Source organism: Burkholderia pyrrocinia, from assembly GCF_001028665.1.
Taxonomy (GTDB): Bacteria; Pseudomonadota; Gammaproteobacteria; order Burkholderiales; family Burkholderiaceae; genus Burkholderia; species Burkholderia pyrrocinia.
Genome location: NZ_CP011504.1, coordinates 1,322,419 through 1,347,911, shown reverse-complemented (window position 1 = coordinate 1,347,911; position 25,493 = coordinate 1,322,419). Strand labels below are relative to the sequence as shown.

Genomic DNA, 25,493 nt, shown 5'->3' with positions numbered 1-25,493 from the left:
GGTACGGAGGTCGGGCGCCGCCGCCGCGCCCGCCGGTCGGACAACGGCGGCGGTCAACCGTTCATTTCCGGACGACGACGGGCGGCATCCACGATCCGTCGCTCGCCTGCGGCTTCGGCGCGTACAGGCGCAACGCGAGCGCGAAATCGGCGCGCGGCGCCGGCAGCCAGTTGCCCGCATACGCGCCGCCCGGCGACGCCGACACGACGATGTCGATCGAGCCGTCGCGGTTGCGGCGCAGCCGGTCGCGATCGCCGAGAGAGCGGCGTGCCGCCCCGAGGTCGGGCAGCGCGCCGTTCGTCGAATAGGGCGTGAGCGTCCAGAACGCGCGCGCCGGCGGCAGCGCGCCCGGCGCGAAATGCAGCACGTAGCGGTTCGCGCCGTTCAGCGGATGGCCGTCGCTGTCCACGCGGACGACCGCGAGCGTCTCATCGTCGCGCGTCGCGGTGCCGAACTGCGTGTAGGCCGCGTACGCGCGCAGCGCATAGTCCTGGCCGTACTTGCCGGCCGTGTCGCCGATCCAGCTCCAGCCGTTCGCGTTCAGCAGGTTCGACGGCGGCGTCGCGAGCCGCGCGCGCGCCTCGGCGACGCCCGCCGTCGCGGCCGCGAGGCGGTCGCCCGTCCACAGCACCGGGTAGCCGGCCGACACGCCGATTTCGCCGAGCAATTCCTGCGCGTGCGCGTCGTCGGCCGGTGGCGGGTTGTCCTGCAGCGCCTGTGCGAAGCGCGCGAAGAACGCCTTCGGGTCCAGCGCGGCCACCTGCTCGGCCGGCGTGCCGCCGCCCACCGCTTCGGACGGCGCGCTGCCCGCATGGACCGCGACCGACGCGCCGCGCGCCGCGCCTGTGTAAACAGAAAGCGGCACCACGCGGATCGCGCGCTGCAGCTTCTTCACGTTCGTCAGGTCGCGCCCGCCGCTCGTCTGCAGCCGCACTTCGAGCCATGCATTGCCCGACGGCACGTCGACGCGCTGCACGCCCTTCGGCAGCGTGCCCTGCCAGTCCTTCGCGGCAAAGGCAATCGTTTGCGATCGCGCACCGCCGCGTGCACCGCGTGCCGGCACGCTCGACGACGACCACAGCACGTTCGTCCACATGTCGAGCGCACGCGCATCCCAGTAGCGGCCGCGCGTGTCGGGCAGCGTGACGACCACGGGTTCGGCGGCGACGTCGAGCCAGCCGGTCGAGTCGAGCGTGTCGACGCCCGGCAGCGGCGGATTGACCGCGCCGACGGGCGGCAGCGCCTGCGCGTGGCGCAGCGTGTTGAGCGGCGCCTGCCCCGGTTGCGCACCATCGCCGCCCGTCGCCGCTTCCTTCGCGACGTCCATCAGCACGAGCGGATACGCATAGACATAGGAGTCGGCGACTTCCGCGCGCATCCAGCCGGTTTTCCGCTGGATCGCGTCGGGTTGCGACGCGCACCCCGCAAGCAACGCCGCAATGGCCAGCGACGCGCACGCGCGCCGCAGAGAAACTGATTCTCGCTGGTTTTCAATCATCGATTACTGGCCGAATATCGTTCTTTTCAGTCAACGCCTCGTTCGACTCGCGAATAGCGGAAACAAGGCACCTCAGCCTGCCCGGACAGCCGTTTCGCGGCGGCGGGCGCTGATGTCAGGCCGGTATCATAGCGCCTCGGGGCAATCCCTAATACGCCGAATAGCGGGGTGAACGCTGGCCGCACTGTCGACGAATTCGAAATAGTTCGAGAGATTCATCACAAAACCGGAGATATCGGAACGAAACGCGCACGCGCCGAAACAATCGCGGGCGGAAGGAGCGAATTCCGGATTGACGAATGGTGTCAATATTGACACCATTTGGTATGGCTAGCGTATCGAAGATCCTCGACTGAAGGAACAGCAATCATGACCCAAGACCACTTTACGTACCGCGTAACGTGGTCCCCGGAGGACGGGGAGCACGTCGGCCTGTGCGCGGAGTTCCCGTCTCTTTCGTGGCTCGACGAAACGCCGGAAGGCGCACTGGCCGGCATTCGCCGGCTCGTCGCCGATGTCGTGCGCGACATGGCCGCGAACGGGGAGAAGGTGCCCGAGCCGATCGCCGACCGGACCTACAGCGGCGAATTCAAGGTTCGCATCCCTCCGCAGGCACACCGCGCGCTGGTGATCCAGGCCGCCGAGCAAGGCGTCAGCCTGAATCGCCTCGCGAGCGCCAAGCTCTGCGCCTGAGCGCGTAGTCGAGCGCAAAAACGCGACCGCCCCGGCTCTCCGTCTGGAAGCCGGGCGTTTGCTTTTTCCGCGTTGTGACAACCTGTGTGCTTCAACAGCATCATCGTCGCTTGACCTTACCATCATGGGAATGTTGATACTGGATTCATTCGCGGCACGAACCGCGCTTTTGGGGAATCCGACATGACTGAACCACTTGCCTCCTCAGCGCTGCAAACGATCGAACTGAGCGTCGACGGCATGCATTGCGGCGGTTGCACGGGCCGCGTGCAGCGCGCGCTGGCCGCCGTGCCGGGCGTCGTCGAGGCGACGGTCGATCTCGATGCGCACGCGGCGACGGTGACCGCGCAGGAAACGGTCGAGCCCGGCCAGCTCGTCGACGCGGTCGCCGAGGCCGGTTATCGCGCGACGGTGCGTGACGCGGCGGTCGAAGCCGTCGCGACCGCGCATACGCTGCTCGACGAAGCACCACCTGTCGCGGTGCCGGCGCTTCCCGCAGCCGGTGCCACGATCGAACTCGACATCGACGGGATGACCTGCGCGTCGTGCGTGTCGCGTGTCGAAAAAGCACTCACGAAGGTGCCGGGCGTCACGCGTGCGTCGGTCAACCTGGCGACCGAGCGCGCCACGGTCGACGCCTCGACCGACGTTTCCGCTACGCGGCTCGCCGAAGCCGTAAAGCAGGCCGGCTATGGCGCAACGCCGGTCGCCGGCGCAGTCGCCACCCCGCCGGCAGAATCCGCCGCATCCGCCGAACTCGAACTCGACATCGGCGGCATGACCTGTGCGTCCTGCGTCGGCCGCGTCGAAAAAGCGCTGGCCGCCGTACCGGGCGTCGCACGCGCGTCGGTCAACCTTGCAACCGAGCGCGCGTCGGTGCACGGCGTCGGCGCACTCGACGCCGCCATGCTGATCGCGGCGGTCACGACGGCCGGCTACCGCGCATCGCTCGCCGCCGCGCCGTCGGCCGGCGCAACGGCCAGCGCCGACGCGCAACCGGCCAGCCCCGCACAGGACCCCGATGCCCGCAAGCGCCGCGAAGCGGTTCGCGAACGCAACCTCGTGATCTGGTCTGCCGTGCTGAGCGCGCCGCTCGTCGCGCCGATGCTCGTCGCGCCGTTCGGCATCGACCTGATGCTGCCCGGCTGGCTCCAGCTCGTGCTCGCGTCGATCGTGCAGCTCGGCTTCGGCGCGCGCTTCTACCGCGCGGCCTGGCATGCGGTGAAGGCGCGCGCCGGCAACATGGACCTGCTCGTCGCGCTCGGCACGTCGGCCGCGTACGGGCTGAGCCTGTGGATGCTGCTGCGCGATCCCGCGCATCCCGGCCACCTGTATTTCGAGGCGTCGGCCGTCATCGTCACGCTCGTGCGCTTCGGCAAATGGCTCGAATCGCGCGCGAAGCGCCAGACCACCGAAGCGATCCGCGCGCTGAACGCGCTGCGCCCCGATCGGGCGCGCGTCGTCGAACACGGCGTCGAACGCGACGTGCCGCTGTCGCAGGTGCGCGTCGGCACGAACGTCAGCATCCGCCCCGGCGAACGCGTGCCGGTCGACGGCCGGATCGTGTCGGGCCGCTCGCACATCGACGAATCGCTGATCACCGGCGAAAGCCTGCCCGTGCCGAAGGACGGCGGCGACGCCGTCACGGCCGGCTCGATCAACGGCGAAGGCGCGCTCGTCGTCGAAACCACCGCGATCGGCGCGGAGACGACGCTCGCGCGCATCATCCGCCTCGTCGAATCCGCGCAGGCCGAGAAGGCGCCGATCCAGCGGCTCGTCGATCGTGTCAGCGAAGTGTTCGTGCCGGCGATCCTCGGCATCGCGCTGCTGACGCTGGTCGGCTGGCTGATCGCCGGCGCCGGGATGGAAACCGCGATCCTCAATGCGGTCGCGGTGCTCGTCATCGCGTGCCCGTGCGCGCTCGGTCTCGCGACACCCGCCGCGATCATGGCCGGCACGGGCGTCGCGGCCCGGCACGGCGTGCTGATCAAGGACGCGCAGGCGCTCGAACTCGCGCAGCGCGCCACCGTGATCGCGTTCGACAAGACCGGCACGCTGACCGAAGGCAAGCCGTCCGTGACGGCGTTCGAAGCCGTCGGCATGCCGCGCGACGAAGCGCTCGCGCTCGCGGCGGCGGTGCAGCGCCAGAGCGACCATCCGCTCGCTCGCGCCGTGGTCGCCGCGCACGAGGCCGGCGTGGCCGCGCGCGGCGCCGCAGCGCCGTCGGCCGCTGCAGTCGCCGCAGCCGATGCGCGCGCAGTGGCCGGACGCGGCGTGGAAGCGCGCGTCGGCGGGCAATTGCTCGCGCTCGGCAGCACGCGCTGGCGCGACGAGCTCGGCCTGGCAGTGCCGCCGGCGCTCGACGCTCGCGCGGCGGAGCTCGAACGCGCGGGCAACACGATTTCATGGCTGATGCGCGCCGATGCGCCGCGCGCGCTGCTCGCGCTGATCGCGTTCGGCGACACCGTGAAGCCGGGCGCGCGCGACACGATCGCGGCGTTGTCGGCGCGCGGCGTCGCGAGCGTGCTCGTGACGGGCGACAACCGCGGCAGCGCGGCGGCCGTCGCGGCGTCGCTCGGCATCGGCGAAGTGCATGCGCAGGTGCTGCCCGACGATAAGGCGCGCGTCGTCGCCGAACTGAAGCGCACGCACGGCGGGATCGTCGCGATGGTCGGCGACGGGATCAACGACGCGCCCGCGCTCGCCGCGGCCGATGTCGGCATCGCGATGGCGACCGGCACGGACGTCGCGATGCACACGGCCGGCATCACGCTGATGCGCGGCGATCCGGCGCTCGTCGCCGACGCGATCGACATCTCCAAACGCACGTACCGGAAGATCCAGCAAAACCTGTTCTGGGCGTTCGTCTACAACCTGGTCGGCGTGCCGCTCGCGGCGCTCGGCTTGCTGAACCCGGTGATCGCGGGCGCGGCGATGGCGTTTTCCAGCGTCAGCGTCGTGACCAACGCGTTGCTGTTGCGGAGATGGAAAGGCCGCGCGCGCTGACGCGTGCCGGTGACGCTAGCCGGACAGCCGTTTGGCGTTCGGCGTTTGGCGTTTGGCGTTTGGCGTTTGGCGTTTGGCGTTTGGCGTTTGGCGTTTGGCGTTTGGCGTTTGGCGTTTGGCGCTTGGCGCTTGGCGCTTGGCGAACAGGAAGTATCGGGAGGGTGGCCGGTGTCGGCCATCAGCGGTGTGTCGAATCGGCCGCGCGGGACGACGCGGCGCCGACCAGCGGATTCAGCCCGGGATAACCGGCTTGATCAACGTCGTCGTGATCGGCGCGAAGCCGCACGCACGATACAGCGCGCGGGCCGCCGTGTTGTGATTGAACACCGACAGCCCGATCTCGGTGATGCCGTACCGGCGCGCCTCGGCGTCGAGCGCTTCGAGCGCGCGCGTGGCCCAGCCCTGGCGACGCCGGGACGGGACGATGTCGAGATCGTAGATGAACAGCGTGCGGTTCGGCCCTTCGGGCACGATCGCGTACCAGAGGTCGCCCACCGCGTCGCCGGTGGCGCCGTCGATGAGCACGACGAGTATCTGGCCGGATGTCCGCAGCCCGTCCGGCAACAGCGTGTCGAAACAGGCGCGCGCACGATCGGCCGCGTCTTCGACAGCATTTTGTCCGGATGAAACGAGATCGCGCGCGTAGCCGTCGATGGCTCGCGTGCGGTACGCGTGGAATTCGCCGGCCGTCATCGGCCGCATCAACAGCATGGTCCGGTCGCCGTGAACAGAATCGGACTTCCAGTGTAGCGGGACGGTCGCGCCGGCGCGCGATGCGGCGGCGGAAAGCGGGCAGGCAGGTGCGGCAGGCGCCGCGCCGAATCAGCGAATCAGCGAATCAGCGAATCAGCGAATCAGCGAATCAGCGACGATACAGGACGATCGGCACGAGATGCGCACGGCGCACGCGCTCGACTTCGGCACGACGTGCAGCGTACGAGTAATCGGCGTCGAGCGGCAGGTGCGGCGACACGAACAGGTCGTCGATCTTTTGCAGCAGGGCAAGGATGAAGCTCATGTGAGACTCCTGACAGATGTGGCTAGGGTTTTCCCTTAGATGCACTCCATTCTAAGGGTTTTCCCTGAATTCTGCCAGCGCACCGCATCAGTTTGCCGCGCGCGAGCCGCCGCCGATCGCAGGCGTGGAACGGCGATCCTTGCCCCGTCGGGCCTCCAGGATAGGGTCGGAACGATCAGCGCGTGCGGCGGGCACGCTTCGCGACGGCCGCCTCGCGGTTCGCATTGCGCTGAAGCCGGTCGACTTGCGACAGGAGCGCTTCGTGGTGCTCTTCGAGCGTCATCAGCGTCGCCTGCTGCGTCGACAGATCGGCCGCCAGGCGATCGATCCGCTGCTGCTTGGTGGCCGCGTCCTGCTTCAGGTGTGCAATCTGCCGCGTTTGCAGCATCAGCGCGACGAGCCCCGCCAGCACGACGACGGCCAGCGCCAGCAGCAGGCGGTTGACGCGGCGCATCTCGCGATCGGCCGTGCGCGTCAAACCGTCCACGTCGGCCTGCAGCGCGGCGAGCCGATCCGTCAGCGGGCGCAGGTGCGTATCCGGATCGAAGGCCGGCGCAGCCGGTTGCGCACGTTCCGACGACGGCTTCGTCACGAAGGACGCGGCGGAAGCCACGGGCTGCATGACCGGCGACGACGAGGCGTTGGTCGGGGCAGCGTCACGGGGGGGCGCGGGGTTCGCGACGATCGCCGGATCGGCCGGTTGTGCCGGCGTCTGCGACTCAACCGTCGAAGCAACGTCCGGCACCGGATTCGATCCGGTCGCGTCAGGCGCCTTGTCGACGCTCGTCGCAACCGGCGCGGATTGCACCGACGTCGCGTCGCTTGCGCCGGCAGCCGCCCGGCGTTTGCCGGCCGACGAGGAACGGCGCTCCTTCACTGCGTCGCCGGAAGATCGTCCTTCGCGAGATTTGACGGCCGCCGCTTCGACAGCAGCTTTCGTGATTTCGCCATCAGTCGCGTGCCGATCGGCCGTCTTCGCCACGGCGCCATCTGCCGCTTGCGGCCCGGTTGCCGTCGCGGTAGCGCCATCGGCCGCAGACACGTCGGCCGCCTTCGCTGCGACGCCATCGGCCGCAGACACATCGGCCGCCTTCGCTGCGACGCCATCGGCCGCAGGCACATCGGCTGCTTTCGTTGCAACGCCAACGGCCGCAGGCACATCGGCCGCCTTCACTGCAACGCCATCGGCCGCAGGCACATAGGCTACCTTCGCTGCAACGCCATCGGCCGCAGGCACATCGATGACCTTTATTGCAACGCCATCAGCCGCGGACACACCGCGCGCGTTCGCAGCATCGCCACCTTCAGGCGCCGAAACATCACCACTCGCCGCCGCGACTTCCGGCTTCACCGCACCGTCAGCTTCCGCATGCCCCACCGCACTCGTGCCCTCCGGCGCACTGAACCCGTCCAGCGAGGCCTGCCGCCCGGCAGCCGCATCGTCCGCGGCACCGATCGCCGCTTCGGCTTCCGCCGTAACCAGCACCCGCTCGCCCGGCTCGAGCACCGGATCGCCGAACAGGTCGAGCGTCAGTTCATCCCGCTGCGCATCGCCGGCCGGCGCGCTGCCGTGCCGCGACGTTGCCCTCGCGGACGTGCTGCCCGCGGCAGCCGCCGAGCGCTGGCGGGAACGGGCCGATGAACGATTGGAACGGGAACGGGAGCGAGGCGTGGAAACGGATTCGGTCATGGAAATCGGATGGCGGGGCCCGCGAGCGCGGAACCGGATGTCGAACGGAATCGGTGGCTGGCCATTGTCGCACGCCCCGCAACCGATTCAGCCTATTCGTCGCCCGACAACCCGTTCCCTTCCTCGAAACGCGTGACGCCCTTCAACGCGCGCAGCTTGTCGCAGATCGCCCGGTATTCGAGTTCCGACACCCGCGCGAGCGCGATGCGCACCTCGTCGTGCTCGCCCGTGTCGTCGGCACGCTGCAAGATGAACTGCTTCACGCGCGCGCTGTCGGGGCCGAGCGCCGCGTGCAGCGAATCGAACGTCAGCGCACCGCTCACGACCGTCAGCGCAAGCTGGCGCCGCTGGCGTACCGTGAAGTAGCGCCGCTCCAGCGGCTTGATGCCGGCCAGGATGATCAGGATGATGATCGTCGCCGAAATCGACGCGACATAGAGCCCGCCGCCCACCGCGAGGCCGATCGCGGCGACCGACCACAGGCTCGCGGCCGTCGTCAGCCCGCGCACGATCTCGCCGCGCAGCAGGATCGAGCCCGCACCGAGGAAGCCGATGCCCGACACGACCTGCGCGGCGATCCGCGACGGATCGAGCACGATGTGCTCGCTGCTGCCGAGCACGTCGGCGAAACCGAACGCCGACACGATCATGATCAGCGTCGAGCCGACGCACACGAGCATGTGCGTGCGCAGGCCGGCCGCCCACGACAGGCGCTCGCGCTCGAAGCCGATGACGCTGCCGAGCGCCGCCGCGAGAACGAGCCGCATCACGAGTTCCAGGTTGCTGAGCATCGGTTTTATCTCCTTTTTTTGTGCCGGTCGCGCGGAATGTTTTATCCTTGGCCCCGGCCGCGCCGATCCTCCGGGCCGCGCCGACACGTTCAGATCCAAGCGCTCAACCCCGTCATGTCCGTTTCCGACTCCGCTTCCGCCCAGGCCGCCCAGCTGCGCCACCATTTCGCGCACATCGTCTTGCCGATCTGGCGGGGTTCAGGGTTCGACCACACGTTGCAGTTGCCGTTCGAGGCCGTCGATCCGGCCACCCACGCGCCGCTGCCCGTCACCCGTTATCGCGCAATGGCCTGCGCGCGGCAACTGTTCGTGTTCGCGCAGGCCGGCGACGCCGCGCACGCAGCCACGCTGTTCGACGCGCTGTGCAGCCGCTTCCGCGACGCGCGCCACGGCGGCTGGATCTACAGCGTCGACGCGCACGGCGCGCCGCTCGATACCAGCAAGGATCTCTATACGCACGCCTTCATCGTGTTCGCGTGCGCCGCGTGGCATGCGGCGTCGGGCGACGCCGCCGCGCGCACGATGGCCGAGGAAACCGCCGCGCTGATCCAGGACCGCTTCGCGCCGCGCCGCGGCGACGCGCTGCTCGATGCGGCGCGCCACGCCGATTTCTCGTCATCCGGCAGCGGCGCGCTGCAGAATCCGCTGATGCACCTGACCGAAGCGTGGCTCGCGGCCGCCGACGCATTCGGCGACGCGGCGTTCGACGATGCGCTCTTCAACACCGCGCAAGCCGTCGAGCGCACGTTCGTCGACACGGCAACCGGCTGCGTCGCCGAGCTGCCGCTCGGGGCGGCCGACAACCGTTTCGAGCCCGGCCATCAATTCGAGTGGTTCTATCTGGTCGACGCGGCCGGCGCACGGCTCGCGCAGACCGGGCTCCCCGGCGCGCTGTCGCGCGCATTCGCGTTCGCGGAGCAATACGGCGTCGATGCGCACACGGGCGGCGTCTGCGCGGCGCTTGATGCGCAAGGCGCGTGCATCGACGGCACGCAGCGGATCTGGGCGCAGACCGAGTACCTGCGCGCGCTCGCGACGCACGGCGGCACGCCGGCCTCCGCGCCGCTCGCGCAGCAGATCGAGCGCTTCGCCGCGCGCTTCCTGCATCCGCGCGGCTGGTTCGAGTGCAAGACGGCGGACGGGCAGGTGTCGCGCGCCGACCTGCCGTCGACGACGCCCTACCATCTCGCCACCGCCTACGCGGCGCTGCCGGCCGGCTCGTAACCCGCGTCGGCGAACGACGGCGCCGCGCGTTCGCCGCGTGCGGCACGTCCATCGCCCAGTTCGAACACCGACACCGCCTGCATCAGGTGCGCGGTCTGGTCGTTCAGCGACGCGGCCGCCGCCGCGACTTCCTCGACCAGCGCCGCGTTCTGCTGCGTCAGCTGATCCATCTGCGTGACGGCCTGGTTCACCTGCTCGATCCCGACGCTCTGCTCGACCGACGCCGCGGTGATCTCGGACATCGTCTGCACGACGCGCGTGATCGACGCGGACACCGTCCGCATCGCTTCGCCAGCGCGCTCGACGAGTTCCGCGCCGCCGTTGATCTGCGCGACCGAATCCTCGATCAGCGCCTTGATCTCCTTCGCCGATTGCGCGCTGCGCTGCGCGAGCGAGCGCACTTCGCCCGCGACGACCGCGAAGCCGCGCCCCTGTTCGCCGGCCCGTGCGGCCTCGACCGCCGCGTTCAGCGCGAGGATGTTGGTCTGGAATGCGATGCCGTCGATCACCGAGATGATCTCCGCGATCCGCCCCGAGCTCTGCGCGATGCCGCGCATCCGGTCGATCACGCTGTCGACCACGCCGCCGCCGTGGCCCGTCGCTTCGAGCGCCGCGTCGGCCAGCGCGCTGGCCGCGCGGGCGCTGTCGGTGTTCTGCCGGACGGTCGCGGTCAATTCCTCCATGCTCGCGGCCGTTTCCTCGAGCGAGGCGGCCTGCGTGCCCGTGCGCGCCGACAGGTCGGCGTTGCCGCCCGCGATCTCGCCCGCGCCGAGGTGGATCGCATCGGACGCGTGGCGCACCGTGCGCACGGTGCCCGCGATGCTCGTCTGCATCGCGGCGAGGCCGCGCAGCATCCGGTCGATCTCGAACACGCCGCCCGCCCGCACGGCTTCGTCGAGCCGGCCCTGCGCGATCCGCTCGAAGTGGCGGCCGGCCTCGTCCAGCGGCGCGACGACCGCGCGCCGCGCGGCTGCGTAGATCGCCGCGCTCGCCGCGAGCATCGCCACCAGCAGCGCGATGCCGACCGACTTGAACCAGAGCATGCCGCCGTCGATCGTGTCGAGCGCCGTGCGGCTCGATGCGCTGCCGTATTCGGCGAAGCGATGCAGTTCGGCGATGTAGGCGTCCTGGATGCCTTGCGTCGGCTGGTCGAGGAACGCCTGGATGTTGTCGGCGTCGAGGAACTGCACGAGTTCGCCGAGCGCGCCGCGCAGCGCGCGATAGCGCTCGGCGAGCGCCGCGACGCGCGCGCGGTTCGTGTCGTCGACCGGCTGCGCGGCCGTCAGCGCGGCGAACGCCTTGTCCGCTTCGGCAAGCGAAGCGCCGGCATGGCGGATGATGTCTTCCGGCTTCGGGCCGCCGCGCACCATCCGCGTGCCGGCGCGCGACAGGTTGATGCGCGCGTCGAGCAGGTGCTCGGTCGCCTGGTTGGCCGAGTTGACCTGCGCGATCGCGACGTTCGACAGATCGTCGACGCCGCTGCGCGTCGACGCGAGCGCCCAGAAGCCGAGCGCTTCGATCGCGAACAGGAAGAGGCAAAACACGGTCAACACGCCGAGCAGACCCGACGCGAGCTTGATTTTTCCGAACATGGGGAGATTCCTGGAGAGCGGACGATGTGGCAATGCCCCGGCATTAGCGGCATTTCTTCGTCGGACTTTAGGAGCGGGTACTCAGGTGCGGCCGGTGACGTGCGGCCGGCGACGCGGGCCCGTGACGCGCATCGCTCGCGCATTCCCGCCGAATCGCCCGCAAACAAGGACAACTCCCGCGTTCGACGCAATAATCGCGTCGCATCGCGCCGGCAATTGCAGGTAACGCGGACGAATTTCCTTGCTTATCCGCAGCCCCCTTCCTAGAGTTCAGCGCAAGCGGGCACTCATTTCGAGGAAAGTCGATGACCGACATCACGGACCACGCACGCGGCGCATTGCGTGCGCAACCGTTCAGCATGCTGCTGGGCACGGAGCTGATGCATATCGGCGACAACGAGGTGTCGCTGTGCCTGCACGTGCGCGACGAACTGCGGCAGCAGCACGGTTTCGTGCACGGCGGCGTCATCAGCTATCTCGCCGACAACGCGCTGACGTTCGCCGGCGCGCTCGTGCTCGGCCCGCGCGTGATCACCGCCGAATACAAGATCAACTATCTGCGGCCGGCCGTGAACGGCACGCTCGTCGCCCGCGCGAAGCTCGTCTACGCAGGCCGGCACCAGGCGACCTGCCAGTGTCATGTGTTCGTCATCGACGGCGATCACGAGCGGCTCGTCGCGATCGCGCAAGGCACGATCAACCGCGTCGGCGACGGCAAGGTGCCGGATATGCCGGAGGAAACGGCCTGAGCGGCCGCCCGGCCCGAGGTCACTGAGAGAACGCCGAACACGCGGCGCGTGTCGCGCTAGCGTTTCATTGCGGCGAGATAGACCGCATCGCGCTCGCGACGGCCCACCGCGACAACCAGTACGACGACCTCCGAATCACGCACTTCGTACACGAGGCGATAGCCGACACTGCGCAGCTTGATCTTGTAGCGGTCCGGATGACCGTGCAGCTTCGCCGATGGAATGCGAGGATTCTCGAGCCGTTCGGCGAGCCTGGCCTTGAACTGATCACGAACGGTGCGATCGAGCTTCTTCCACTCCTTCAACGCAGCTTCGAGAAAGGCGAGCTCAAAGGTCATTCAGCTTGACCTTGACGGCTTTCTCCTTGGCGCGCGAGTCGGCCAGCGCGTTGTCTTCGATATCTTCAAGACGTTCGACCATCGCCTCCCATGTCTTCGCCGGGATGCAATAGAACGCGGGTTCGTTGTGATTCAGGATCGCGACCGGGAAGCCCTCTCCCGCCGCCACGGTTCCCATCGGGTTCCGCTTCAACTCCGAGACGCTCGCCGTCACGCTGGCCAGGATGGTGTGGGGCATGTCCGCTCCTTGTTCGATCGAATTTCCATTGTACTTTATTTAGCACCATATTCAGCACGATTTACGGTGCCATACAGGCGATACCGAATTCGCTCTCGAGCCGTGAAGTTCGACACGCCTACTCAGCCCCACCGCCCGTCAGCGGCAGGAAACGCGGCGCCACGCGCGCCCGCACGTTGCCGTTCTCGTCGATCCGGTAGATCCCGCGTGCCGCGTTGTGCGGATGCGCGGCCGCGTCGGCCACGCTCAATACCGGCGCAAAACACGCGTCGGTGCCCTCCAGCAGCGCGCGCCAGTGCGCGGACGGCTGTTGCGCGAACACGTCGGCGAAACGCGCCTTCAGCGCGGGCCAGTGCGCGCGGTCGTACTGCGACGCCGGATCGACGTCGGTGAGCCCGAGCCGTTCGACCAGCAGCGTATAGAACGGCGGTTCGAGCGCGCCGATCGTCACGCATTCGCCGTCCGCGCAGCGATACACGTCGTAGAACGGCGCGTCGTGAAAGAGGCTCGGCTGCGTGCCGTCGAGTTGCCCGTTCGCGCGCGCCCACAGCGCAAGCGAACCGAGCATCGATACGATGTCGACGATCGCGCCGTCGACCACGCGCCCCGGCCCGCCGCCGCGCACGTCGAACAGCGCGCAGACGATCCCGAACGCGAGCCCGAGCGCGCCGCCCGCATCGCCGACGACGGTCGGCGGCAGGCCCGGCCGGCCGTCGCGCGGCGCGGACAGCGACAGCAGCCCGGTCAGCGCGACGTAGTTCAGGTCGTGCCCGGCCGCGGCCGCGAGCGGGCCGTGCTGGCCCCAGCCGGTCATCCGCCCATACACGAGCTTCGGGTTGCGGCGCGCGCAATCCTCGGGCCCGAGGCCGAGCCGCTCCATCACGCCGGGCCGCAGCCCCTCGATCAGCGCGTCGGCCTGCGCGATCAGTTCGAGCGCCGCGTCGCGACCGGCCGGCGTTTTCAGGTCGAGCTCGACGATCGTCTTGCCTTCGCGCAGCAGGTCGCCGTCGCGGCCCCGCAGCGCGTCCGGCGCGCTCGTGCGGCCGGACGGGCGCGCGATCAGCGTGATCCGCGCGCCCATCCCGGCGAGCATCCAGCCTGCGAGCGGGCCGGGGCCGAGACCTTCGAATTCGACGATGTGGATGCCGGAAAGCGGCGCATCAAGCGGCATGCGATTCTCCTGTCGATCAGCGTTACCGCTTTAGCGGTTACGCTGATCCCATGGCGTGGCTGGATGGAGTTAGCGCTTCAGCGCTTACTCCATCCCCACGGCGGTCGACCCGCGTTGGCGCTTTAGCGCTTACGCGGGTCCCATGCTTTGCGGTCGATCAGCGTTAGCGCTTTAGCGCTTACGCTGGCCTCATGCTTTGCAGTCGACCGGTGTCCGCGCTCCGGTACGGATTCCGGTCCCGTGCGTGGCGCACCGGATCGCGTCCGTCATGCGCGCGTCAAACGAAAAATCCCTGCGCGGCGGAATCCGCTTCGCAGGGATCGGGGTAACCAGCGCGCGTACCGGTCGGCACGCCGGAACCGGCACGCGTCAGAACGCGTCGCCCGGCACCCGCACCCAGCCTTCCATCAGCACGCGTGCGCTGCGGCTCATGATCGCCTTCGTGACGGTCCACTCGCCGTTCTCCTGCTGCTGCGCTTCCGCGCCGACGCGCAGCGTGCCCGACGGATGCCCGAAGCGCACCGCGTTGCGTTCGCCGCCGCCCGCCGCCAGATTGACGAGCGTGCCGGGAATCGCCGCGGCCGTGCCGATCGCGACCGCCGCCGTGCCCATCATCGCGTGGTGCAGCTTGCCCATCGACATCGCGCGCACCAGCAGGTCGACGTCGCCCGCGTTCACGCGCTTGCCGCTCGATGCGACGTAGTCGGCCGGCTTCGCGACGAACGCGATCTTCGGCGTGTGCTGCCGCGTCGCGATTTCGTCGAGCGTATCGATCAGCCCCATGCGCAGCGCGCCGTGCGCGCGGATCGTCTCGAACTTCTCGAGCGCCTTCGCGTCGCCGTTGATCGCGTCCTGCAGCTCGGTGCCCGTGTAGCCGATCGCCTCCGCCTCGACGAAGATCGTCGGGATCCCCGCATTGATCATCGTCGCCTTCAGCGTGCCGACGCCTGGCACCGCGAGATCGTCGACGAGGTTGCCGGTCGGGAACATCGACCCGCCCGCGCCGTCTTCCTCGGCGGCCGGGTCCATGAATTCGAGCTGCACTTCGGCGGCCGGGAACGTGACGCCGTCCAGCTCGAAGTCGCCCGTCTCCTGCACCGCGCCGTTCGTGACCGGCACGTGCGCGACGATCGTCTTGCCGATGTTCGCCTGCCAGATCCGCACGGTCGCGACCCCGTCGCGCGGCACGCGCGCCGGATCGACGAGGCCGCCGCTGATCGCGAACGGGCCGACCGCCGCCGACAGGTTGCCGCAGTTGCCGGTCCAGTCGACGAACGCCTTGTCGATCGCGACCTGACCGAACAGGTAGTCGACGTCGTGGCCGGGCCGCGTGCTCTTCGACACGATCACCGTCTTGCTGGTGGACGACGTCGCGCCGCCCATCCCGTCGATCTGCTTGCCGTACGGATCGGGGCTGCCGATCACGCGCAGCAGCAGCGCGTCGCGCGCGGCGCCCGGCGCCTGCGCCGCGTCGGGCAGGTCCTGCAGCCGGAAGAACACGCCCTTGCTGGTGCCGCCGCGGATATAGGTCGCGGGAATCCTGATTTGAGGAATGTGAGCCATGTCTGTGTTCTCAATGTGACCCGATCAGGCCGCCTGCGACGATTCGAGGAAGTCCTGCGCGAAGCGCTGCAGCACGCCGCCGGCTTCGTAGATCGACACTTCCTCGGCCGTATCGAGCCTGCACGTCATCGGCACCTCGACACGCTCGCCGTTCCTGCGGTGAATCACGAGCGTCAGGTCGGCGCGCGGCTTGCGCTCGCCGATCACGTCGAAGGTCTCGGTGCCGTCGATGCCGAGCGTCGTCCGGTTCGTGCCGGGCTTGAACTCGAGCGGCAGCACGCCCATCCCGATCAGGTTCGTGCGGTGGATCCGCTCGAACCCTTCGGCGGCGATCGCCTCGACGCCCGCGAGCCGCACGCCCTTCGCGGCCCAGTCGCGTGACGAGCCCTGGCCGTAGTCGGCGCCGGCAACGACGATCAGCGGCTGCTTGCGGTTCATGTACGTCTCGATCGCTTCCCACATCCGCATGACCTTGCCTTCCGGCTCGACGCGCGCGAGCGAGCCCTTCTTCACCGCGCCGTCGACGACCGCCATCTCGTTGATCAGCGTCGGGTTCGCGAAGGTTGCGCGCTGCGCGGTCAGGTGGTCTCCCCGGTGCGTCGCGTACGAGTTGAAGTCCTCTTCCAGCAGGCCCATCTTCGCGAGGTATTCGCCGGCCGCGCTGTCCAGCAGGATCGCGTTCGACGGCGACAGGTGGTCGGTCGTGATGTTGTCGCCGAGCACCGCGAGCGGGCGCATCCCCTGCAGCGTGCGCTCGCCGGCCAGCGCGCCTTCCCAGTACGGCGGACGGCGGATGTACGTGCTCTGCGGCCGCCAGTCGTACAGCGGCGCCGCGCGCTCGCCCGCATCGGCGCTCCGCGCGAACATCGGCTCGTAGACCTTGCGGAACTGCTCGGGCTTCACGCTCGACGCGACGATCGCATCGATCTCATCGTCGGTCGGCCAGATGTCCTTCAGCGTGACCGGCTCGCCATCCTGGTCGTGGCCGAGCACGTCCTTCTCGATGTCGAAACGGATCGTGCCGGCGATCGCATACGCGACGACGAGCGGCGGCGACGCGAGGAACGCCTGCTTCGCATACGGATGGATGCGGCCGTCGAAGTTGCGGTTGCCGGACAGCACGGCCGTCGCGTACAGGTCGCGATCGACGATCTCCTGCTGGATCTTCGGGTCGAGCGCGCCCGACATCCCGTTGCAGGTCGTGCACGCGAACGCAACGATGCCGAAGCCGAGCTTCTCGAGTTCCGGCAGCAGGTTCGCTTCTTCCAGGTACAGCTCGACCGCCTTCGAGCCCGGCGCAAGCGAGCTCTTCACCCACGGCTTGCGCACGAGGCCGCGCGCGTTCGCGTTGCGTGCGAGCAAGGCTGCCGCGATCACGTTGCGCGGGTTGCTGGTGTTCGTGCAGCTCGTGATCGCGGCGATGATCACCGCGCCGTCGGGCATCTCGCCCGCCTTCTCTTCCCACTGGCCGGCGATCCCGCGCGCGGCGAGATCCGACGTCGGCAGCCGCTTGTGCGGGTTCGACGGGCCGGCCATGTTGCGCACGACGCTCGACAGGTCGAACGTCAGCGTGCGCTCGTATTGCGCATTGTTCAGCGTATCGGCCCACAGGCCCGCCGCCTTCGCATAGGTCTCGACGAGCTTCACCTGCTCGTCGCTGCGGCCGGTGAGGCGCAGGTAGTCGGTCGTCTGGCCGTCGATGAAGAACATCGCGGCCGTCGCGCCGTATTCGGGCGCCATGTTCGAGATCGTCGCGCGATCGCCGAGCGTAAGGCTCGCCGCGCCTTCACCGCGGAATTCCAGGTACGCGCCGACCACCTTTTCCTTGCGCAGGAACTCGGTCAGCGCGAGCACGATGTCGGTCGCGGTGATGCCGGGCTGGCGCTTGCCGGTCAGCTCGACGCCGACGATGTCGGGCAGGCGCATCCACGATGCGCGGCCGAGCATCACGTTCTCCGCTTCGAGCCCGCCGACGCCGATCGCGATCACGCCGAGCGCGTCGACGTGCGGCGTGTGGCTGTCGGTGCCGACGCAGGTGTCCGGATACGCGACGCCATCCTGCGCCTGGATCACCGGCGACATTTTCTCGAGGTTGATCTGGTGCATGATGCCGTTGCCCGGCGGGATCACGTCGACGTTCTCGAACGCCTTCTTGGTCCACTCGATGAAGTGAAAGCGATCCTCGTTGCGGCGATCCTCGATCGCGCGGTTCTTCGCGAACGCGTCCGGATCGAAGCCGCCGCATTCGACGGCGAGCGAGTGATCGACGATCAACTGCACGGGCACGACCGGGTTCACCTTCGCCGGGTCGCCGCCGCCGTCCGCGATCGCGTCGCGCAGGCCGGCGAGATCGACGAGCGCCGTCTGCCCGAGGATGTCGTGACACACCACGCGCGCCGGGAACCACGGGAAGTCGCGTTCGCGCTTGCGCTCGATGATCTGCTTCAGCGACTCGGCGAGAAGCGCCGGATCGCAGCGGCGCACGAGGTTCTCGGCGAGCACGCGCGACGTGTACGGCAGCGTGTCGTAGGCGCCGGGTGCGATCGCTTCGACCGCGGCGCGCGCGTCGAAATAGTCCAGCGACGTGCCGGGCAGGGGTTTGCGGTTGGCGGTATTCATCATGTGGGGGGCAAACTGGGTAGGACGTTCAGTGCGCGGCGGCCGTGCATCCGACAGGCATCGGCCATCGCGCGCTGCTGGCGATCAGCGCTTCTCGATCGGCACGAACTGCAGGTCTTCCGGGCCCGTGTAGTTCGCGCTCGGGCGGATGATCTTGTTGTCGATGCGCTGCTCGATGATGTGCGCGCTCCAGCCCGACGTGCGCGAGATCACGAACAGCGGCGTGAACATCGCGGTCGGCACGCCCATCATGTGATACGACACCGCGCTGAACCAGTCGAGGTTCGGGAACATCTTCTTCGCTTCCCACATCACCGATTCGAGGCGCTCGGCGATGTTGTACAGCTTCGTGTCGCCCGCTTCCTTCGACAGCTTGTGCGCGACGCCCTTGATCACCTTGTTGCGCGGATCGGAGATCGTGTAGACCGGGTGGCCGAAGCCGATCACGACTTCCTTGTTCTCGACGCGGCGGCGGATGTCCGCTTCGGCGTCGTCCGGCGAGCTGTAGCGGCTCTGGATTTCATACGCGACTTCGTTCGCGCCGCCGTGCTTCGGCCCGCGCAGCGCGCCGATCGCGCCGGTGATCGCCGAGTAGATGTCCGAGCCCGTGCCCGCGATCACGCGGCCGGTGAACGTCGACGCGTTGAATTCGTGCTCCGCGTACAGGATCAGCGACGTGTGCATCGCCTCGACCCACGACTTCGACGGCGTCTTGCCGTGCAGCAGGTGCAGGAAGTGGCCGCCGATCGAGTCGTCGTCGGTTTCCGTCTCGATGCGCTTGCCGTTGTGCGAGAAGTGATACCAGTACAGCAGCATCGAGCCGAGCGACGCCATCAGGCGGTCGGCGATGTCGCGCGCGCCCGGCAGGTTGTGGTCGTCCTTCTCCGGCAGCACGGTGCCGAGCACCGACACGCCCGTGCGCATCACGTCCATCGGGTGCGCGGACGCCGGGATCTGCTCGAGCGCTGCCTTCAGCGCGCTCGGCAGGCCGCGCAGCGCGCGCAGCTTGGTCTTGTACGCGGCCAGTTCGGTCAGGTTCGGCAGCGTGCCGTGCACGAGCAGGTGCGCGATTTCCTCGAATTCGCACGATTCGGCGACGTCGAGAATGTCGTAGCCGCGGTAGTGCAGGTCGTTGCCGGTCTTGCCGACCGTGCACAGCGCCGTGTTGCCGGCCGTCACGCCCGACAGCGCCACCGACTTCTTCGGCTTGAATGCGCCTGCGGCGGCCGGTGCTGCTGCGTCTTTCGTCTCGCTCATGTTTCCGTTCTCCAATGTTCCAGATGCATGTATCGGGGGTGCGGGCCGCGTTACTTCTTGCCCTGCGCGAACAGCTCGTCGAGCTTGCGCTCGTATTCGTGATAGCCGAGGAAGTCGTACAGCTCGGCGCGCGTCTGCATCGTCGGCACGGCCGCCTTCTGCGTGCCGTCGCGGCGCAGCGTCTCGTAGAAGTTCAGCGCGGCCTTGTTCATCGCGCGATACGCGCCGCAGCAGTACAGCGCGATGTCGACGTTCGCCTCGCGCAGTTCGTCGAGCGTGAACAGCGGCGTCGAGCCGAACTCGGTCAGGTTCGCGAGGATCGGCACCTTCACGGCCGCCTTGAAACGGCGATAGTCGTCGAGCGTCTTCATCGCTTCCGGGAAGATCATGTCCGCGCCGGCTTCGACGTACGCGACCGCGCGCTCGATCGCCGAATCGATCCCTTCGGCCGCGGCCGCGTCGGTACGCGCCATGATCACGAACTGCTCGTCGGTGCGTGCGTCGACAGCGGCCTTGATGCGATCGACCATTTCCTCGGTCGGCACGACTTCCTTGCCCGGACGATGGCCGCAGCGCTTCTGGCCGACCTGGTCTTCCATGTGCACGGCCGCGACGCCGGCCTTGATGAACGAGCGGACCGTGCGCGCGATGTTGAATGCGCCGCCCCAGCCCGTATCGATGTCGACGAGCAGCGGCAGGTCGGTTGCGTTGGTGATCCGGTTCGCGTCGATCAGCACGTCTTCCATCGTGCTGATGCCGAGGTCGGGGATCCCGAGCGAGTTCGCGGCGACGCCGCCGCCCGACAGGTACACGGCCTTGAAGCCGACGGCCTGCGCCATCTTGGCTGCGTACGCGGTGATCGCGCCGACCACCTGCAGCGGCTGCTCGGCCGCGACTGCCGCGCGGAATTTCGCGCCGGCGCTCTGAAGATGCGTGTTGCTCATGAACGGCCTCCTGAAGGAATGCCCGATAACAGCAAGGACCGGGCCAGCTCGCGAAACGTCGCTAACCCACTGATTCTTAAGCAGCCAGCGCGGGCGCTGCAGTGCCCGGTGATTTCAATTCGGCAATTCCATGTTTCAAAAATGAAATCTCGCGCGCATAATCGATCGCCATGGACCTCTCCTCGACCAAGCCTGTCGGCCCGGCCGATCGCGCGGCGCGCCCGCGCATCTGGGCGATGGGCATCAGCCGCCTGCGCGAACTCTTTCGCGAGATCGCCGGCGAATTCGACGAACGTGCCGACGTGCGCATCGTGACGCGCGCGTATGAGGATGCGCTCACCGCGATCGCCGAGGCCGGCGCCGCGCGGCCCGACGTGATCGTCGCGGCCGGCTCGAACGGCGCCTTCCTGAAGACGCGTGCACAGGTGCCGGTCGTGGTCGTGTCGCCGACCGGCTTCGACGTGATGCAGGCGCTCGCGCGCGCCCGGCGCGACGCGGCGCGGATCGCGCTCGTCAGCGCCGGAGAAACGCCGCCCGAAGTGCGCCGCTTCGTCGCCGCGTACGGCCTCGACGTGCAGTTTGCGTCATATCAGTCCGCGCAGGAAGCGGAAGCCTGCGTGCACGACCTGCGCGACCGCGGCATCGAGACGATCGTCGGCCCCGGCCTCGTCACCGACCTCGCGGCCAGCGCCGGCATGGGCGCGGTGTTCCTGTATTCGCATGCGTCGGTGCGCAAGGCCGTCGATACCGCCCTCGAAGTCGCGTATGCGACGCACGCCGAGGCGTTCCGCCGCCAGCGGCTCGACAACCTGCTGCAGCACCTGCGCGACGGCGTCGTCGCGCTCGATGCGCGCGGCCGCGTCGAGGCGATCAACGAGCGGCTCGCGTCGGCGCTCGGGGTCGAACCCGCGGCGGCCGTCGGCCGCGCGCTCGTCGACCTGCGGCCCGAGCTGCGCACGCTACGCGGCGAGGACGGCGACGCGCTCGCGACCGTGCGCGGCGTGCGCTACGTCGTGCATCGCGGGCCGCTCGTCGATCGCGGCGTGACGTCGGGCAGCGTGCTGACGTTCCAGGAATCGCGCGCGGTCGAACGGCTCGACCGCGCATTGCGTTCGCAGCCGACCACGCAGCAGTTCGCGGCGCGCTATGCGCTCGACGACGTGATCGGCGCATCGACGCCGATGGCGCGCGTGCGCGACCTCGTGCGCCGCTACGCGAAATCCGACGCGACCGTGCTCGTGCTCGGCGAAAGCGGCACCGGCAAGGAAATGATCGCGCAAAGCCTGCACGCGCTGTCCGCGCGGCGCAGCTACCCGTTCGTCGCGGTCAATTGCGGCGCGTTTCCGGAAGCGCTGCTCGAGAGCGAGTTGTTCGGCTATGAGGAAGGCGCGTTCACCGGCGCGCGGCGCGGCGGCAAGACCGGCCTGTTCGAGGCCGCGCACCGCGGCACGCTGTTTCTCGACGAGATCGGCGAGATGCCGCCGTCGCTGCAGAGCCGGCTGCTGCGCGTGCTGCAGGAGCGCGAGGTGATCCGCCTCGGCTCGACCGAGCCGATCCGCATCGACGTACGCGTGATCGCCGCGACGCACCGCCCGCTGCTCGCGGCCGTCGAGGCCGGCACGTTCCGCGCGGATCTCTATTACCGGCTCAACATCCTGAACGTCGGCCTGCCGCCGCTGCGCGAGCGCGCGGCCGACATCCCCGCGCTCGCGGCGACGCTGCTCGTGCAGGCCGCGCGGCGCGAGCCGCGCCTCGCCGAACGCCTGCGCGATGCCGGCGATGCCGCGCGCGTGCTCGGCGCGACGCAGGCCACGCTTGCGCGCTACCGGTGGCCCGGCAACGTGCGGGAACTGCAGAACGTGATCGAGCGGATCGCAGTGGAACTCGCCGAGGAAGTCGATGAAAACGATCCCGCCGCCGCGTGCGCCGCGCTCGATCCCGACGCGTTGCAGGCGATCGCGCCCGAGCTGTTCGCGGCGCCGCCCGACGCGGCCGATACCGACGATACGCAGACGCTGCACGCGCGCCGCCGCCGCGCGGAAGCCGACGAGATCCGCGCGGTGCTCGACGCGTGCGGCGGCGACCGCGACCGCGCATGCGCGATGCTCGGCATCAGCAAGACCACGCTGTGGCGGAAGTTGTCGGCGAAGTAGGCAGGTTCGGGTTCGACGCGCCGGTATGTGCGTGCCTGAACGGTCCCGTCAGTCGGCCTTGTGATAGTGGCGGTACGCCTTCGCGCGATTGCCGCACGACGACATCGAGCACCAGCGGCGACTGCCGTTCTTGCTGTCGTCGATGAACAGCCACTGGCATGCGTCGTTCGCGCACCGCTTGACCTTCGCGAGCCGCGCGCCGCCGAGCAGGTCGATCGCCGACCACAGCACCGGGCTCAGCAGCGCCGCGAGCGTTGCGCCCGCATCCCCGATCCGCCACGCATAACCGCCGTCGACGCGCGCCAGCGCGACGCGCGGCGACGCTTCAGCCAGGAAGCCGCCGAGCAGCGCGAGATCGTCGGCCTGCGGCTCGCGCCGCTCGGCCTGCGCATGAAAGAGCCGATACAGCGCCTCGCGCAACGCGAGCGCACGCGCCAGCATCGCCGGCTCGCCTTCCTCCACGCCGCGCACGCGGCACCGGTCGGCCAGGCCGGCCGGCACGCCGGCCTGCTCGCGGCACCACACCAGCAGGTCGTCCATCGTTCCGAAGGTTTCCGTCGGCAGGTCGCTGCCACGCCAGTACAGCGTGTTCGCGAAATCGATGCTCAGGGTTTCGGGCGGCGCCGGAATCAGGCAGTCCATCGTGACGGAAGGTTGCGTATCGCTCATGACACCATCGTATCTAACCACCATGCTGGTTGACAAGCGTCCGGACGCTTTCTAACATAACCAGCATGCTGGTTAAAAAAGGTCTGCTGCACTGACGTCCCCTTTCAGTTCAAGGAGCCACAGATGATCGATCGTCTTTCCTGCGGAGTTATCCACAACGACCGCAACCGCGCGTTCTACGACAGCACGCTTGGCGCGTTCCGCTACAAGCGGCTGGCATGGTGCTTATAAGCGGGTTTGCTGCACAGAGGTCCCCCTTCAATTCAAGGAGCCAACAGATGATCGATCACCTTTCCTTCGGCGTCGCCCACATCGGCCGCAGCCGCGCGTTCTACGACAGCACGCTCGGCGCGCTCGGCTACAAGCGGCTGTATGGCGACGACGGATCCATCGGGTACGGCACGACCGAACCGCAGCTGTGGTTGCAGCACGCTGCCCGCCCGGTCGCCGCCGATCCCGAATCGGGGCTGCACCTGTCGTTCAAGGCCGCTTCGCCCGTCGAGGTCGACGCGTTCTACCGCGCCGCGCTCGAGCACGGCGGCCAGGACAACGGCGGGCCCGGCAAGCGCGAGCACTACGGCCCCGGCTACTACGCGGCGTTCGTCGTCGATCCCGACGGGTATCGGCTGGAAGCGCATTGCGAACTCGACAACGTCGTGTGATCGAGCCCGCGTACACCGCGTACAAACGGCAAGGGCCCGATTCCGCGTTGCGCGGAATCGGGCCCCTGGTTTTGATACGTTAGTTTCAGCGTCCTGTTTCCGGCGACCGCCTGCAGCGGTCGCTCGACGGGATCGACGCTCGCGCGGTTACTGTGCGCCGCGCGTGTGCTGCAACTGCTCGCCGAGCCCGTCGATCCCCAGGCGCACCATCTGGCCGGCCTTCAGGAAAATCGGCGACGGCTTGATGCCCATGCCGACGCCCGGCGGCGTGCCGGTCGTGATCACGTCGCCCGGCTGCAGCGTCATGCAGGTCGACAGATAGGCAATCAACTGCGCGACGGTGAACACCATCGTGCGCGTGTTGCCGTTCTGATAACGATGGCCGTCGACTTCGAGCCACAGGTCGAGACGCTGCGGATCGGGCACTTCGTCGCGCGTGACGAGCCACGGGCCGATCGGGCCGAACGTGTCGAAACCCTTGCCCTTGTCCCACTGGCCGCCGCGCTCGATCTGCCACTCGCGCTCGGACACGTCGTTGACGACGCAATAGCCCGCGACGTAATCGAGCGCACTCGCTTCGTCGACGTCCTTGCACCGCGCACCGATCACGACGCCCAACTCGACTTCCCAGTCGGTCTTGACCGAACCCTTCGGGATGTCGATGCCGTCGTTCGGGCCGCAGATGGAACTCGTCCACTTGCCGAACACGACCGGTTCCTTCGGCACCGGCATGCCGGCTTCGGCCGCGTGATCGGCATAGTTCAGGCCGATGCCGATGAACTTGCCGACGTGCCCGACACACGCGCCGATGCGCGGCTCGCCGGACACGAGCGGCAGCGTCGCCGGATCGATCGCGCGCAACCGCGCGAGACCCGCGTCGGACAGCACATCGCCGGCAAGATCCGGCACGTGCGCGGACAGGTCGCGAATCCGGCCGTCCGCGTCGAGCATACCGGGCTTTTCCTGGCCGGACGGGCCATAGCGAAGCAGTTTCATCGTGGTCAACCTCTGTTGTCGAATGGGACAGGATACCGGCCGACGCGGCCATTCGCGGCCGCACGCCGGACTGATTGTCGATCGTCGATTGCGCGCGTCGGCGCCGCATCCGGCCTGCCGTCGACGCGCGAGGGTCGCGCGGGCGCAGCGATCGCGGCGCCGCACGAAAAGCACGGCGCGCATCGAACGGGCGGCCGCCGGTCTGCGCATCGGCGACGACGGCCCGGCACCCGCGACGCGTGCCGGCCGATGCCGGCCGACTTCACGCGCGGCCGCACCGTCGCTGGCCCGCAAGCCTTTGTACCATCGGCCGCGCGCCGTGAAATGACGCGCGACGGATACCGACTATTGGTGCACCTGCAGACGCTGCGGCGCAACATCGGACGCACCCGCGCAGCGCGATCCGCCGCGCAGGCCGGCATCGCCTGCCATCTGGGCATGAATACTGGCTATTCGGGGTGCCCCTGTCATCGGAAACGTTTGCCAATCCGTTCTTATCCGGTAATGATCGGTAAAAAGACGCTGCATTGCACACTGTTTGTTTATTGCTAAGCTCGTACGAATGGCTTTCATCGCCATACGCGGGCCCTACTTATGCGCGTGCAGAACCGGCCAGCGTGCG

The 25,493-nt window shown here is 68.6% G+C and carries 22 protein-coding genes; 7 read left to right on the top strand and 15 right to left on the bottom strand.

Annotated elements, in window-relative coordinates:
* Positions 1-61: 61 nt before the first annotated feature.
* Entirely contained in the window at positions 62-1,498 is a 1,437-nt protein-coding gene (locus ABD05_RS22265; RefSeq protein ID WP_047902239.1) for a DUF1254 domain-containing protein, read from the bottom strand.
* 369 nt (positions 1,499-1,867) lie between these two features.
* Here ABD05_RS22265 and ABD05_RS22260 point away from each other — a divergent pair, with 369 nt between their 5' ends.
* Together ABD05_RS22260 and ABD05_RS22255 are read left to right on the top strand one after the other, a co-directional pair.
* Positions 1,868-2,191 carry a type II toxin-antitoxin system HicB family antitoxin gene (locus ABD05_RS22260; protein WP_047902238.1) on the top strand — a complete coding sequence of 108 codons (324 nt, stop codon included), beginning with the start codon at positions 1,868-1,870 and terminating at the stop codon, positions 2,189-2,191.
* Positions 2,192-2,374: 183 nt separating this feature from the next.
* The gene (locus ABD05_RS22255; RefSeq protein ID WP_082146194.1) at positions 2,375-5,197 is read left to right on the top strand and encodes a heavy metal translocating P-type ATPase; all 2,823 of its coding nucleotides are present in this window, start codon (positions 2,375-2,377) and stop codon (positions 5,195-5,197) included.
* 231 nt (positions 5,198-5,428) lie between these two features.
* Here the strand turns inward: ABD05_RS22255 and ABD05_RS22250 are convergent, their stop codons facing one another.
* The 4 genes from ABD05_RS22250 to ABD05_RS22240 form a co-directional block, all read right to left on the bottom strand.
* The gene (locus ABD05_RS22250) at positions 5,429-5,908 is read right to left on the bottom strand and encodes a GNAT family N-acetyltransferase (protein WP_047902237.1); all 480 of its coding nucleotides are present in this window, start codon (positions 5,906-5,908) and stop codon (positions 5,429-5,431) included.
* Between the two features lie 151 nt (positions 5,909-6,059).
* Positions 6,060-6,215 carry a hypothetical protein gene (locus tag ABD05_RS38645; RefSeq protein ID WP_167347855.1) on the bottom strand — a complete coding sequence of 52 codons (156 nt, stop codon included), beginning with the start codon at positions 6,213-6,215 and terminating at the stop codon, positions 6,060-6,062.
* Between the two features lie 175 nt (positions 6,216-6,390).
* On the bottom strand, positions 6,391-7,905 hold the full coding sequence (locus ABD05_RS22245; RefSeq protein WP_047902236.1) for a hypothetical protein: 1,515 nt from the start codon (positions 7,903-7,905) through the stop codon (positions 6,391-6,393).
* Between the two features lie 92 nt (positions 7,906-7,997).
* Positions 7,998-8,696 (bottom strand): MgtC/SapB family protein, encoded by a 699-nt coding sequence (locus ABD05_RS22240; protein WP_047902235.1) that lies wholly within the window; start codon positions 8,694-8,696, stop codon positions 7,998-8,000.
* Positions 8,697-8,810: 114 nt separating this feature from the next.
* On the opposite strand from ABD05_RS22240, the gene ABD05_RS22235 reads away from it, so the two are divergent.
* Entirely contained in the window at positions 8,811-9,920 is a 1,110-nt protein-coding gene (locus ABD05_RS22235) for an AGE family epimerase/isomerase (protein ID WP_047902234.1), read from the top strand.
* Here the strand turns inward: ABD05_RS22235 and ABD05_RS22230 are convergent.
* On the bottom strand, positions 9,893-11,512 hold the full coding sequence (locus ABD05_RS22230; RefSeq protein WP_047902233.1) for a methyl-accepting chemotaxis protein: 1,620 nt from the start codon (positions 11,510-11,512) through the stop codon (positions 9,893-9,895). The two genes, ABD05_RS22235 and ABD05_RS22230, sit on opposite strands and share 28 nt — an antisense overlap.
* A gap of 305 nt (positions 11,513-11,817) precedes the next feature.
* Here ABD05_RS22230 and ABD05_RS22225 point away from each other — a divergent pair, with 305 nt between their 5' ends.
* Positions 11,818-12,261 (top strand): PaaI family thioesterase, encoded by a 444-nt coding sequence (locus ABD05_RS22225; protein WP_047902232.1) that lies wholly within the window; start codon positions 11,818-11,820, stop codon positions 12,259-12,261.
* Positions 12,262-12,317: 56 nt separating this feature from the next.
* Here ABD05_RS22225 and ABD05_RS22220 read toward each other — a convergent pair whose 3' ends face one another.
* From ABD05_RS22220 to prpB, 7 genes are all read right to left on the bottom strand, one after another.
* A complete protein-coding gene (locus ABD05_RS22220; RefSeq protein WP_047902231.1) occupies positions 12,318-12,599 on the bottom strand; it encodes a type II toxin-antitoxin system RelE family toxin in 282 nt (93 codons plus the stop codon).
* Positions 12,589-12,837 carry a type II toxin-antitoxin system Phd/YefM family antitoxin gene (locus ABD05_RS22215; RefSeq protein ID WP_047902230.1) on the bottom strand — a complete coding sequence of 83 codons (249 nt, stop codon included), beginning with the start codon at positions 12,835-12,837 and terminating at the stop codon, positions 12,589-12,591. The genes ABD05_RS22220 and ABD05_RS22215 overlap by 11 nt, the downstream gene beginning before the upstream one ends.
* A gap of 118 nt (positions 12,838-12,955) precedes the next feature.
* On the bottom strand, positions 12,956-14,008 hold the full coding sequence (locus ABD05_RS22210) for a CaiB/BaiF CoA transferase family protein (RefSeq protein WP_047902229.1): 1,053 nt from the start codon (positions 14,006-14,008) through the stop codon (positions 12,956-12,958).
* A gap of 369 nt (positions 14,009-14,377) precedes the next feature.
* Positions 14,378-15,571, bottom strand: coding sequence for a 2-methylaconitate cis-trans isomerase PrpF (gene prpF / locus ABD05_RS22205; RefSeq protein WP_047902228.1), 1,194 nt, complete (start codon positions 15,569-15,571; stop codon positions 14,378-14,380).
* Positions 15,572-15,595: 24 nt separating this feature from the next.
* Positions 15,596-18,190: a Fe/S-dependent 2-methylisocitrate dehydratase AcnD gene (gene acnD, locus ABD05_RS22200; RefSeq protein ID WP_148669170.1), complete on the bottom strand. Its 2,595-nt coding sequence runs from the start codon at positions 18,188-18,190 to the stop codon at positions 15,596-15,598.
* An 84-nt stretch (positions 18,191-18,274) separates the two neighbouring features.
* The gene (gene prpC / locus ABD05_RS22195; RefSeq protein ID WP_034181628.1) at positions 18,275-19,447 is read right to left on the bottom strand and encodes a bifunctional 2-methylcitrate synthase/citrate synthase; all 1,173 of its coding nucleotides are present in this window, start codon (positions 19,445-19,447) and stop codon (positions 18,275-18,277) included.
* 50 nt (positions 19,448-19,497) lie between these two features.
* Positions 19,498-20,391: a methylisocitrate lyase gene (gene prpB, locus ABD05_RS22190; RefSeq protein ID WP_047902226.1), complete on the bottom strand. Its 894-nt coding sequence runs from the start codon at positions 20,389-20,391 to the stop codon at positions 19,498-19,500.
* Between the two features lie 170 nt (positions 20,392-20,561).
* Here prpB and prpR point away from each other — a divergent pair, with 170 nt between their 5' ends.
* On the top strand, positions 20,562-22,544 hold the full coding sequence (gene prpR / locus ABD05_RS22185) for a propionate catabolism operon regulatory protein PrpR (protein WP_047902225.1): 1,983 nt from the start codon (positions 20,562-20,564) through the stop codon (positions 22,542-22,544).
* 48 nt (positions 22,545-22,592) lie between these two features.
* Here the strand turns inward: prpR and ABD05_RS22180 are convergent, their stop codons facing one another.
* Entirely contained in the window at positions 22,593-23,237 is a 645-nt protein-coding gene (locus tag ABD05_RS22180) for a CGNR zinc finger domain-containing protein (protein ID WP_047902224.1), read from the bottom strand.
* Positions 23,238-23,491: 254 nt separating this feature from the next.
* Between ABD05_RS22180 and ABD05_RS22175 the strand changes: the two genes are divergently transcribed.
* Positions 23,492-23,875, top strand: a complete 384-nt coding sequence (locus ABD05_RS22175; RefSeq protein WP_047902223.1) for a VOC family protein — start codon at positions 23,492-23,494, stop codon at positions 23,873-23,875.
* Positions 23,876-24,022: 147 nt separating this feature from the next.
* On the opposite strand, the gene ABD05_RS22170 is transcribed toward ABD05_RS22175, so the two are convergent.
* On the bottom strand, positions 24,023-24,871 hold the full coding sequence (locus tag ABD05_RS22170; RefSeq protein ID WP_047902222.1) for an ureidoglycolate lyase: 849 nt from the start codon (positions 24,869-24,871) through the stop codon (positions 24,023-24,025).
* A gap of 249 nt (positions 24,872-25,120) precedes the next feature.
* Here ABD05_RS22170 and ABD05_RS38355 point away from each other — a divergent pair, with 249 nt between their 5' ends.
* Complete coding sequence (locus ABD05_RS38355; protein WP_141685094.1) at positions 25,121-25,423, top strand: hypothetical protein; 303 nt, start codon at positions 25,121-25,123, stop codon at positions 25,421-25,423.
* Positions 25,424-25,493: the final 70 nt, after the last annotated feature.

What these genes read in the sequence shown, in the direction of transcription:
- ABD05_RS22265 (WP_047902239.1), bottom strand. Translation starts at nt 1,498, where the DNA reads ATGATTGAAAACCAGCGAGAATCAGTTTCTCTGCGGCGCGCGTGCGCG.
- ABD05_RS22225 (WP_047902232.1), top strand. Translation starts at nt 11,818, where the DNA reads ATGACCGACATCACGGACCACGCACGCGGCGCATTGCGTGCGCAACCG.
- ABD05_RS22235 (WP_047902234.1), top strand. Translation starts at nt 8,811, where the DNA reads ATGTCCGTTTCCGACTCCGCTTCCGCCCAGGCCGCCCAGCTGCGCCAC.
- ABD05_RS22230 (WP_047902233.1), bottom strand. Translation starts at nt 11,512, where the DNA reads ATGTTCGGAAAAATCAAGCTCGCGTCGGGTCTGCTCGGCGTGTTGACC.
- ABD05_RS22255 (WP_082146194.1), top strand. Translation starts at nt 2,375, where the DNA reads ATGACTGAACCACTTGCCTCCTCAGCGCTGCAAACGATCGAACTGAGC.
- ABD05_RS22220 (WP_047902231.1), bottom strand. Translation starts at nt 12,599, where the DNA reads ATGACCTTTGAGCTCGCCTTTCTCGAAGCTGCGTTGAAGGAGTGGAAG.
- acnD (WP_148669170.1), bottom strand. Translation starts at nt 18,190, where the DNA reads ATGAATACCGCCAACCGCAAACCCCTGCCCGGCACGTCGCTGGACTAT.
- ABD05_RS22215 (WP_047902230.1), bottom strand. Translation starts at nt 12,837, where the DNA reads ATGCCCCACACCATCCTGGCCAGCGTGACGGCGAGCGTCTCGGAGTTG.
- prpC (WP_034181628.1), bottom strand. Translation starts at nt 19,447, where the DNA reads ATGAGCGAGACGAAAGACGCAGCAGCACCGGCCGCCGCAGGCGCATTC.
- ABD05_RS22180 (WP_047902224.1), bottom strand. Translation starts at nt 23,237, where the DNA reads ATGGTGGTTAGATACGATGGTGTCATGAGCGATACGCAACCTTCCGTC.
- ABD05_RS22210 (WP_047902229.1), bottom strand. Translation starts at nt 14,008, where the DNA reads ATGCCGCTTGATGCGCCGCTTTCCGGCATCCACATCGTCGAATTCGAA.
- ABD05_RS22170 (WP_047902222.1), bottom strand. Translation starts at nt 24,871, where the DNA reads ATGAAACTGCTTCGCTATGGCCCGTCCGGCCAGGAAAAGCCCGGTATG.
- prpF (WP_047902228.1), bottom strand. Translation starts at nt 15,571, where the DNA reads ATGGCTCACATTCCTCAAATCAGGATTCCCGCGACCTATATCCGCGGC.
- ABD05_RS22250 (WP_047902237.1), bottom strand. Translation starts at nt 5,908, where the DNA reads ATGCTGTTGATGCGGCCGATGACGGCCGGCGAATTCCACGCGTACCGC.
- ABD05_RS22240 (WP_047902235.1), bottom strand. Translation starts at nt 8,696, where the DNA reads ATGCTCAGCAACCTGGAACTCGTGATGCGGCTCGTTCTCGCGGCGGCG.
- prpB (WP_047902226.1), bottom strand. Translation starts at nt 20,391, where the DNA reads ATGAGCAACACGCATCTTCAGAGCGCCGGCGCGAAATTCCGCGCGGCA.
- prpR (WP_047902225.1), top strand. Translation starts at nt 20,562, where the DNA reads ATGGACCTCTCCTCGACCAAGCCTGTCGGCCCGGCCGATCGCGCGGCG.
- ABD05_RS22260 (WP_047902238.1), top strand. Translation starts at nt 1,868, where the DNA reads ATGACCCAAGACCACTTTACGTACCGCGTAACGTGGTCCCCGGAGGAC.
- ABD05_RS38645 (WP_167347855.1), bottom strand. Translation starts at nt 6,215, where the DNA reads ATGAGCTTCATCCTTGCCCTGCTGCAAAAGATCGACGACCTGTTCGTG.
- ABD05_RS22175 (WP_047902223.1), top strand. Translation starts at nt 23,492, where the DNA reads ATGATCGATCACCTTTCCTTCGGCGTCGCCCACATCGGCCGCAGCCGC.
- ABD05_RS38355 (WP_141685094.1), top strand. Translation starts at nt 25,121, where the DNA reads ATGCCGGCCGACTTCACGCGCGGCCGCACCGTCGCTGGCCCGCAAGCC.
- ABD05_RS22245 (WP_047902236.1), bottom strand. Translation starts at nt 7,905, where the DNA reads ATGACCGAATCCGTTTCCACGCCTCGCTCCCGTTCCCGTTCCAATCGT.